We start from the raw sequence: 8,416 nt of genomic DNA, 5'->3' as shown, positions 1-8,416 counted from the left end.
GTAGGGGAGTGGGGGAGTAGGGGAATATTTTTTAACCTTTTCTCCTATTGCCTCTATCTCACTTTCAACTCCTGACTCACAAATTTAGTCATAGAGAATCTAATCTTAGAATGACAAATTTTTGTTATTATTTAGGATGACAAATTTTTGTTATGATTTTTGTATAGAAGTTATCATTTTGTAGGTTGGGTTGAGGAACGAAACCCAACATATTTTTATTATGAGTTTTGTATAGAAGTTACAATTTTGTAGGTTGGGTTGTTTCGCTAACGCGACATGAAACGCGCTAGCGTTGCGTAGCAAGGAACGAAACCCAACATAAATAGGACTTACGCAAAGAAACCCGGTTTCTAGGATAAATCGTTGTTTTGAGTAATAGACGTCTACCAGAAACCGGGTTTCTGGGTTCTCCTGTGTAAGTCCTGATCAAGATAATGTTCGTAAGTATCGAGTTTATTGTTGGGTTGCGCTGGCGCTTAACCCAACCTACTTTAGTTCTGTAAAACAAATTATAGGGGCAAACAGCCGTTTGCCCCTACAAAAATTAGATGGTTTATGAATTAACGAATCAAGTCAAAAGATGTATCGTTAACACCTAGCTCCATGCTACCACGATCTAACTCATCTAGGATAGTATTAACGATCCAGTTGAGTAGATTGAATGCTCCCTTGTATCCTAAGATAGAATAACGGTGCTGGTGGTGACGGTCGAAGATAGGATAGCCGATGCGTACTAATGGAGTTCCAGTATCACGTTGTAGGAACTTACCATAGGAGTTACCAATTAACAGGTCAACTGGCTCAGTATCCAACAATGAACGTAAGTGCCATAAGTCCTTACCGATCCAAACAGTAGCTTCTTGGCCGTTAGGATCAGCAGCTAATAATGCCTTAGCTTCTTCTTCAAAGCCTTGAACATTTCCATTAGTTACAACAACGTGAACAGGCTGCATACCTAATTCTAGAGTGAAGTTCAACAAACCTAATACATGGTCAGGATCGCCGTAGATAGCAATGCGCTTACCGTGTAACCAAGCTTGAGAGTCAGTGATAGCGTCAACTGCACGACCACGCTCAATTTCTAGCTCTTCAGGAATAGCCTTACCAGTTAATTCAGACAATCCCATTAAGAACTCATCAGTACCACGGATACCGATAGGACGATAAGTCAATGTTGTTTGACCACCTTCTTGCTCTAGGTACTCTAGAGTCTTAGGAGTGGAATACTTCTGGAAGGAGATAGTAGCCTTAGCATTGATGGAATCAGCACCTTCTTCTAGAGTTNTTCTAGCTCTTCAGGAATAGCCTTACCAGTTAATTCAGACAATCCCATTAAGAACTCATCAGTACCACGGATACCGATAGGACGATAAGTCAATGTTGTTTGACCACCTTCTTGCTCTAGGTACTCTAGAGTCTTAGGAGTGGAATACTTCTGGAAGGAGATAGTAGCCTTAGCATTGATGGAATCAGCACCTTCTTCTAGAGTTGTACCACCATTGTACATCTTGAATTCGCCTAAGTTAGGAGAATCAAAGCTCTCAGCGTTGTCAGCTAAAATAGTGCTAGGAACATCCATTACAGATAGAATGTCCTTCAAATCACGGATGTTGCCAATGTAAGGGTCAAAACCAGGGATAAAGTTGATTTTACCGTTAGTAACTCCCTTCTTCTTACCTGGAGTTAGAGCTACCAAAATACCCTTGAGCATATTGTCATAGCCTGTGATGTGAGAACCAACAAAGCTAGGAGTATGAGCAAAAGGAACTGGGAAATCTTCAGGTACTGCACCTTGATTTTTGGAGGTAGTGATGAATGAACCTAAGTCATCTCCAATTACCTCTGCCATGCAAGTTGTGCAGAGAGCAATCATTTTAGGCTTGTACAAACTATAAGAGTTTGCCAAACCATCAGTCATGTTCTTGAGACCACCGAATACCGCAGCATCTTCAGTCATGGAAGAGGAAACAGCTTGGAATGGCTCTTTGTAGTTACGAGTTAAGTGAGAACGGAAGTAAGCAACACAACCTTGAGAACCATGTACAAAAGGTAGAGTTCCTTCAAAACCTGCAGCTGCAAAGATAGCACCTAAAGGCTGACAAGCTTTAGCAGGGTTGATTGTTAGAGCTTCACGAGCAAAGTTCTTTTCGCGATATTCCCAAGTTTTTGTCCACTCCTTCACTCTTTCTATTTCTTCTTTGGAAGGACCGCCTTCAAATTCTCTCTTCCGCTCGAACATTTCTTGGTATTCTGGTTCTTGGAAGAGTTGAAAGTGATCTTTGATTTTGTCTACATTCTGACTCATGGTGTTTATCCTCTATGGTATTGTTCAAAATTTAGAATTTAGAATTCAGAATTTAGAATTCAGAATATTGGGGTTGCTTTAGAATTTAGAATTCAGAATATTGGGGTTGCCGTACTGATGGCATTGCCCCATTTCCTAAAAGCCAAAGCCAAAACTCAAACTTCTGACTTCTGTACGGGTGATTTCCTACGGAATGCTGTCGCAAACGCGAATCACCCCTACTAACTTCTACTAGCTTGCTTTCTTCCAAGGAGCTTTAATTAAGTTCCAAGTTGGGCTGTTGAGAGCTAGATCCATNATTCAGAATATTGGGGTTGCCGTACTGATGGCATTGCCCCATTTCCTAAAAGCCAAAGCCAAAACTCAAACTTCTGACTTCTGTACGGGTGATTTCCTACGGAATGCTGTCGCAAACGCGAATCACCCCTACTAACTTCTACTAGCTTGCTTTCTTCCAAGGAGCTTTAATTAAGTTCCAAGTTGGGCTGTTGAGAGCTAGATCCATGTCACGAGCGAAGATAGCAAATCCGTCATAACCGTGATAAGGACCAGAATAATCCCAGGAGTGCATTTGACGGAAAGGCATACCCATCTTCTGGAATACATACTTCTCTTTAATACCAGAAGCAATTAAGTCTGGCTTTAATTTCTTAGCAAATTCTTCAAATTCGTAGCCACTAACGTCATCGTAGATTAGAGTACCTTCTTGAGCATACTCAGCAGTACGCTTGTAGTCATCACCGTGACCGAATTCATAACCAGTACCGATAACTTCCATTCCTAAATCGTCGAAAGCAGGAATAACGTGACGTGGACGTAGACCACCAACCATCATCATTACTTTCTTGCCTTCTAAACGAGGACGATACTTAGCTACTATTGCATCAGCTTGTTCCTGATACCGAGCAATTACTTTTTCTGTGTTTTCTTTGATTGTATCGTCGAAGTAAGAAGCAATCTTCCGTAGAGACTTAGCGATTTGAGTAGGACCAAAGAAGTTGAACTCAGTCCAAGGTATACCATACTCTTCTTCCATGTAACGGCAGATGTAGTTCATGGAACGGTAGCAGTGGATGAGGTTTAAATTCACCCTAGGAGCCATGAATACTTCGTTGTAAGTACCGTCACCTGTTGCTTGGCTAACTACTCTTAAACCGATTTCATCTAATAATAGACGAGAACTCCAACCGTCACCACCGATGTTGTAGTCAGCGATTAAGGATACGTCATAAGGAGTTGTTTCAAAGCCGATCTCTTCGTTGGTTATTTCTGCGGAAGGCTCATATACCCAGTCACGCACTGTGTCGTTAGCGATGTGGTGACCTAATGACTGAGAAACTCCACGGAAGCCTTCACAACGTACTGGAACAACTGGCTTATTCAGTTCTTTAGCAGCTTTTCTTGCTACTGCNAGTCAGCGATTAAGGATACGTCATAAGGAGTTGTTTCAAAGCCGATCTCTTCGTTGGTTATTTCTGCGGAAGGCTCATATACCCAGTCACGCACTGTGTCGTTAGCGATGTGGTGACCTAATGACTGAGAAACTCCACGGAAGCCTTCACAACGTACTGGAACAACTGGCTTATTCAGTTCTTTAGCAGCTTTTCTTGCTACTGCTTCAATGTCATCACCAATTAGACCTACTGGGCACTCAGATTCAATTGTGATACCAGCATTGAGTGGGAATAAATCTTCGATTTCGTTCATGATTTTGGCGAGTTTCTTATCTCCACCAAAAACGATGTCTCTTTCTTGGAAATCGGAAGTAAATTGCATTGTACCGAAAGTATCAACACCAGTTACACCGTTATAGTAGTTACGACGACCTGCCCAAGAGTAGTAACCGCAACCAACTGGACCGTGACTGATGTGAACCATGTCCTTAACAGGACCCCAAACAACCCCTTTTGCTCCAGCAAAAGCACAACCACGAGTTGTCATTACACCAGGAACTGATTTAACATTGGACTTAACGCCACAGTCAGATCCTTCTTCTAAAACGTTGAGGTGCTTTTTCCGTCTCTTAGCAGCTTTCTCAGGATAAGCTTCTAAGACCTCTTCAATTAACTTTTTGTTCTGTTCTATTTTTTCAGTTGTCATGTTACATATCTCCTTTCGGATATTTGAAGATTCTGAAATTAGACCCCGTTAGACCTGCCAGTAATAACGGGGATTAATTGCTACAAAACTTACGCAATACTTGACTTGTGTTTTGATGTAGGGTGCGCCTAGCACACCCCACTATTTGATGTGAGATTTAAGCTTACTTAGCAGCTTTTATAGCAGCATCTTGCTCTGCAATTTGCTTCTGACGATCTTCTTCGTCTCCTAATAGACCAAACTCAATTAACAACTCTTCTAATTCATCCATTTCTAGAGGAGTAGGAATAGTTAGTTTGTCGTTGTTGATGATCTTCTCAGCTAATGTATTGTACTCTTGAGCTTGATTATCTTCTGGAGAGTATTGCTCAACAGTCATACGACGGATTTCAGCGCGTTGAACAACGTTGTCGCGAGGTACAAAGTGAATCATTTGAGTGTTTAGACGAGCTGCTAAGTTCTCAATTAACTCAACTTCACGGTCAACTTTACGGCTGTTGCAGATTAAACCACCTAAACGTACACCACCAGCATGAGCATACTTAAGAACACCACGAGCGATGTTGTTAGCAGCGTACATTGCCATCATTTCACCGGAACATACGATGTAGATTTCTTGAGCTTTGTTTTCACGGATAGGCATTGCAAATCCACCGCAAACAACGTCACCTAGTACGTCATAGCTTACGAAATCTAGATCGGTATAAGCACCTTCTTCTTCTAGGAAGTTGATAGCAGTGATAATACCACGACCTGCACAACCTACACCAGGCTCAGGACCACCAGACTCAACGCAACGGATGCCTGCGAAACCATCTTTCAATACTTCGTCTAGTTCTACGTCTTCAACTGCACCGCGCTCTGCAGCAACGTGAAGTACAGTAGTTTGAGCTTTAGCGTTTAAGATTAAACGAGTAGAGTCAGCTTTAGGGTCACAACCTACGATCATGATTCTCTGACCGTGACGGTTAGCCATTGCAGCTAGAGTGTTCTGAGAAGTAGTGGACTTACCGATACCGCCTTTTCCGTAAAATGCAATCTGACGCATGATAGATTTTCTCCGTTTTGTTAGTGTATTTGACTTGAAAAATAAATGAATGTAGTTTTTTTTGTTGCTGTAAGGGTTTCCTTAGAGTTTGTTTTTAATAGCTGCTTTTGTCTAGGGCTTTTGGCTTTACAGCACCACATTCAATAAATTTTGTTCATGTAAGAACAGTGTGTATTTAGCAGCAACATTGAGTGCCCGGAGGCGCTCGCCCTAAAGCTTGAGCAGGTATTACCTGCGTATATATAATTGTCATCAATGCACCTGTTGTTATTTGTCGTTTGTTGCTGTAGTTAGCATAAATTTAGGTTTTATACCGATTCTACTACAATGCTTTCGCTTACTCGTTCTTTCAATGTAGCTTCGATCGCTCCTTTGAGGGTCGCCATTGCACTACTACAAGTACCACAGGCACCTTTAAGTGTTACTAGCACGCGATCGCCATCTATATCGAATAACTCAACATCTCCTCCATCTTCCGCGAGAACTGGTCTCACTTCTTGTTCTAATACTTGTTGAATTAATGTAATTTTTTGTAGGTTTGTGAGTTTTGTTGCTGGTTTAGTAGTTGTAGGGATGTGTTGTGTAGTAGCTTCTGGCTCTTCGTAAACCGATGCGATTAGATCGTCAATATCTGCCAGACAAGAACCACAACCACCACCAGCCTTCACATAGTTTGTTACTTCTTCCGCTGTTTTGAGATTGTTTTCCCGGATAACTCGCTTAATCTTGTTTTCCGTAATTGCAAAACAACTACAAACTAATGCGCCTTCGTGGTCTTCTTCGTGAACTTCTACTTCAATACCTTTATACTTAAAGATTGCTGCTTCTAATGCTTCCTCTCCCATGACTGAACAGTGCATTTTTTCTTCTGGCAGCCCTCCCAGGTATCCGGCGATATCCTGGTTTTTAATATTCATGGCTTCGTCTACAGTTTTGCCTTTGAGCATTGCCGTTAGGGCAGAAGATGAAGCTATTGCACTAGCACAGCCAAAGGTTTGAAACTTTGCATCTAATATTTTACCGGAGGCTTCATTTATTTTGAGGTGTAGACTTAAAGCATCTCCACACGCTATACTTCCTACCTCACCGCTAACTACTTTTTCCCCCTCTTTTTCGTCTGTAATAGTTCCTTGATTTTGGGGGTTGTAGAACAAGTCCATTACCTTTTCAGTATATTCCCACATAGTCCTTATTGTTTAGAACACCCTAGTTTTTACTGATGAAAAATCCTGTTTTTTTCTTGAAGGTTAATACCCAGTTAGTAGAGCAATAACTTCTTAATTTGAAGAGGTGGGTTAAACTTGATATTATTAGTATTGCACATTTTTTCAAATCAAGCAACCCCTTTTTACCTTTTTTTTCAAATTTCATAACTTCAAGTAATTGGCGTAAAAATTATTTACCACTCCTAGAAGTTATATTTTTATCTTCCAGGTTAGGAAACATTTTTTTTGTTGACTTTGCTACAATTTTGTGAGTTTATAGCGTGATGTATACCCCTCTTTAATCTCTACAATTATTGTTGCTTAATCAACTTCGCTTTTCTGTTACTTTCGCTACAAAATTTAGCGTAAACAAAGATGTAGCAATCCTTAAAGTATTATAAATTTTAGGATTACGCAGTCGCCTGCTGACGTTCTTGCAGCCACTCAGCTTGATCGTTTTTGAAAGGAGATAAGGCACGCAAACGTTCTGCTATGGTCGGCATCACTGCCAAAACTTCCTCTACTTCTTGGCGAGTTGTGTAACGTGATAGAGAAAAACGAATCGAGCCATGTAAAACTGTATACGGCAGTCCCATTGCCCGCAAAACGTGGGAAGGTTCCAGAGATCCAGAAGTACAAGCAGAACCAGAAGAAGCACAGATACCATAATGGTTCAAATGCAACAATATCGCTTCTCCCTCAATATACTTGAAGCCAATATTAGTAGTATTAGGCAACCTCTGAATAGGATGACCATTAACAACACAATCAGGAATAGCAGCTAGAATCCCATTTTCTAAATAATCGCGCAGTTCCCGTTCCTTGTCAATATGCGCCAAATGCTCTTGTGCCAATTCACAAGCTTTACCCAGAGCAATCAGACCAGGGACATTTTCTGTCCCAGCACGGCGACCCCGTTCCTGATGTCCGCCAATTAATAATGGACGGAACCGAGTACCACGGCGCACATACAAAGCAGCAATACCTTTAGGAGCGTGCAACTTATGACCAGATAGAGCTAGCATATCTATAGTGCTATTCTTCATATCTAAAGGCACTTTTCCTACCGCTTGCACCGCATCAACATGGAACAGCGCACCATATTCCTTAGCTATTTGCCCAATTTGCTCTATGGGGAAAATTACGCCTGTTTCATTATTGGCGTACATAACTGAAACTAGGGCAGTATTACCTGTAATAGCAGCTTCCAGTTCAGTTAAATCTATCATTCCCTGACCATCTACTGACAGATAAGTAACTGTATACCCCTGTTTCTCCAAATGTTTACACAGATTCAAAACTGCCGGGTGTTCTACCTGAGTAGTAATAATATGCCGTTTATTCGGTTGAGCAGTCAGAGCAGCTCGAATAGCAGCATTATCACCCTCAGTACCACAACTGGTAAAAACAATTTCTGTATCTTCGGCGTTGAGTAAAGCTGCTACTTGCGATCGCGCCTTCCTTACAGCTTTACCAACTTGTCCGCCGAAAGTGTGCATACTAGAGGGATTACCATAAAACTCACTCAGGTAAGGCAGCATATCCTCTAGCACTGCCTCATCTACTTTAGTGGTAGCATTATTGTCTAGATAAATAGTTTGTTGCATAGCTGACTAAAAAATTGAGGTGATGGTTGTAGAGAAGAAGAGGAACAGTCAGAAGCCTGATGTTGAAAGCTTGTGACTTTTGACTGTTGGTTTTTAACTTCCAGCTAACTGTACTATCTATAGGGAGTAGGGGAGTGGGGGAGTAGGGGAG

General features: G+C 41.4%; 7 protein-coding genes and 1 pseudogene. All 8 read right to left on the bottom strand.

All coding sequences use genetic code 11. The annotated features are described in order from the left end of the window. Positions 1-560 precede the first annotated feature (560 nt). Positions 561-1,241, bottom strand: a complete 681-nt coding sequence (locus AFK68_RS21200; RefSeq protein WP_246844322.1) for a nitrogenase component 1 — start codon at positions 1,239-1,241, stop codon at positions 561-563. Positions 1,242-1,285: 44 nt separating this feature from the next. Next, positions 1,286-2,305: nitrogenase molybdenum-iron protein subunit beta (gene nifK / locus AFK68_RS21195; RefSeq protein WP_094674852.1), on the bottom strand; the 1,020-nt coding region annotated here is incomplete at its 3' end. A gap of 439 nt (positions 2,306-2,744) precedes the next feature. Beyond that, positions 2,745-3,716: pseudogene (locus AFK68_RS21190) on the bottom strand (nitrogenase component 1); the annotation flags it as partial. A 1-nt stretch (position 3,717) separates the two neighbouring features. Beyond that, the coding region (locus AFK68_RS21185; RefSeq protein WP_305778149.1) for a nitrogenase component 1 at positions 3,718-4,405 on the bottom strand (688 nt) is incomplete at its 3' end. Positions 4,406-4,568: 163 nt separating this feature from the next. Further along, positions 4,569-5,453, bottom strand: coding sequence for a nitrogenase iron protein (gene nifH / locus AFK68_RS21180; RefSeq protein ID WP_094674848.1), 885 nt, complete (start codon positions 5,451-5,453; stop codon positions 4,569-4,571). Positions 5,454-5,761: 308 nt separating this feature from the next. After that, on the bottom strand, positions 5,762-6,637 hold the full coding sequence (gene nifU, locus AFK68_RS21175; protein ID WP_094674846.1) for a Fe-S cluster assembly protein NifU: 876 nt from the start codon (positions 6,635-6,637) through the stop codon (positions 5,762-5,764). Positions 6,638-7,068: 431 nt separating this feature from the next. Next, the gene (nifS, locus tag AFK68_RS21170; RefSeq protein WP_094674844.1) at positions 7,069-8,265 is read right to left on the bottom strand and encodes a cysteine desulfurase NifS; all 1,197 of its coding nucleotides are present in this window, start codon (positions 8,263-8,265) and stop codon (positions 7,069-7,071) included. Continuing rightward, on the bottom strand, positions 8,237-8,416 hold a 180-nt coding region (locus AFK68_RS39410), incomplete at its 5' end, for a hypothetical protein (RefSeq protein ID WP_210407541.1). The genes AFK68_RS39410 and nifS, both read right to left, overlap by 29 nt.

The organism is Hydrocoleum sp. CS-953 (genome assembly GCF_002260545.1).
Classification (GTDB): Bacteria; Cyanobacteriota; Cyanobacteriia; order Cyanobacteriales; family Microcoleaceae; genus Trichodesmium.
This window is presented reverse-complemented; position numbering and strand designations above follow the sequence as displayed.

What these genes read in the sequence shown, in the direction of transcription:
- nifH (WP_094674848.1), bottom strand. Translation starts at nt 5,453, where the DNA reads ATGCGTCAGATTGCATTTTACGGAAAAGGCGGTATCGGTAAGTCCACT.
- nifU (WP_094674846.1), bottom strand. Translation starts at nt 6,637, where the DNA reads ATGTGGGAATATACTGAAAAGGTAATGGACTTGTTCTACAACCCCCAA.
- nifS (WP_094674844.1), bottom strand. Translation starts at nt 8,265, where the DNA reads ATGCAACAAACTATTTATCTAGACAATAATGCTACCACTAAAGTAGAT.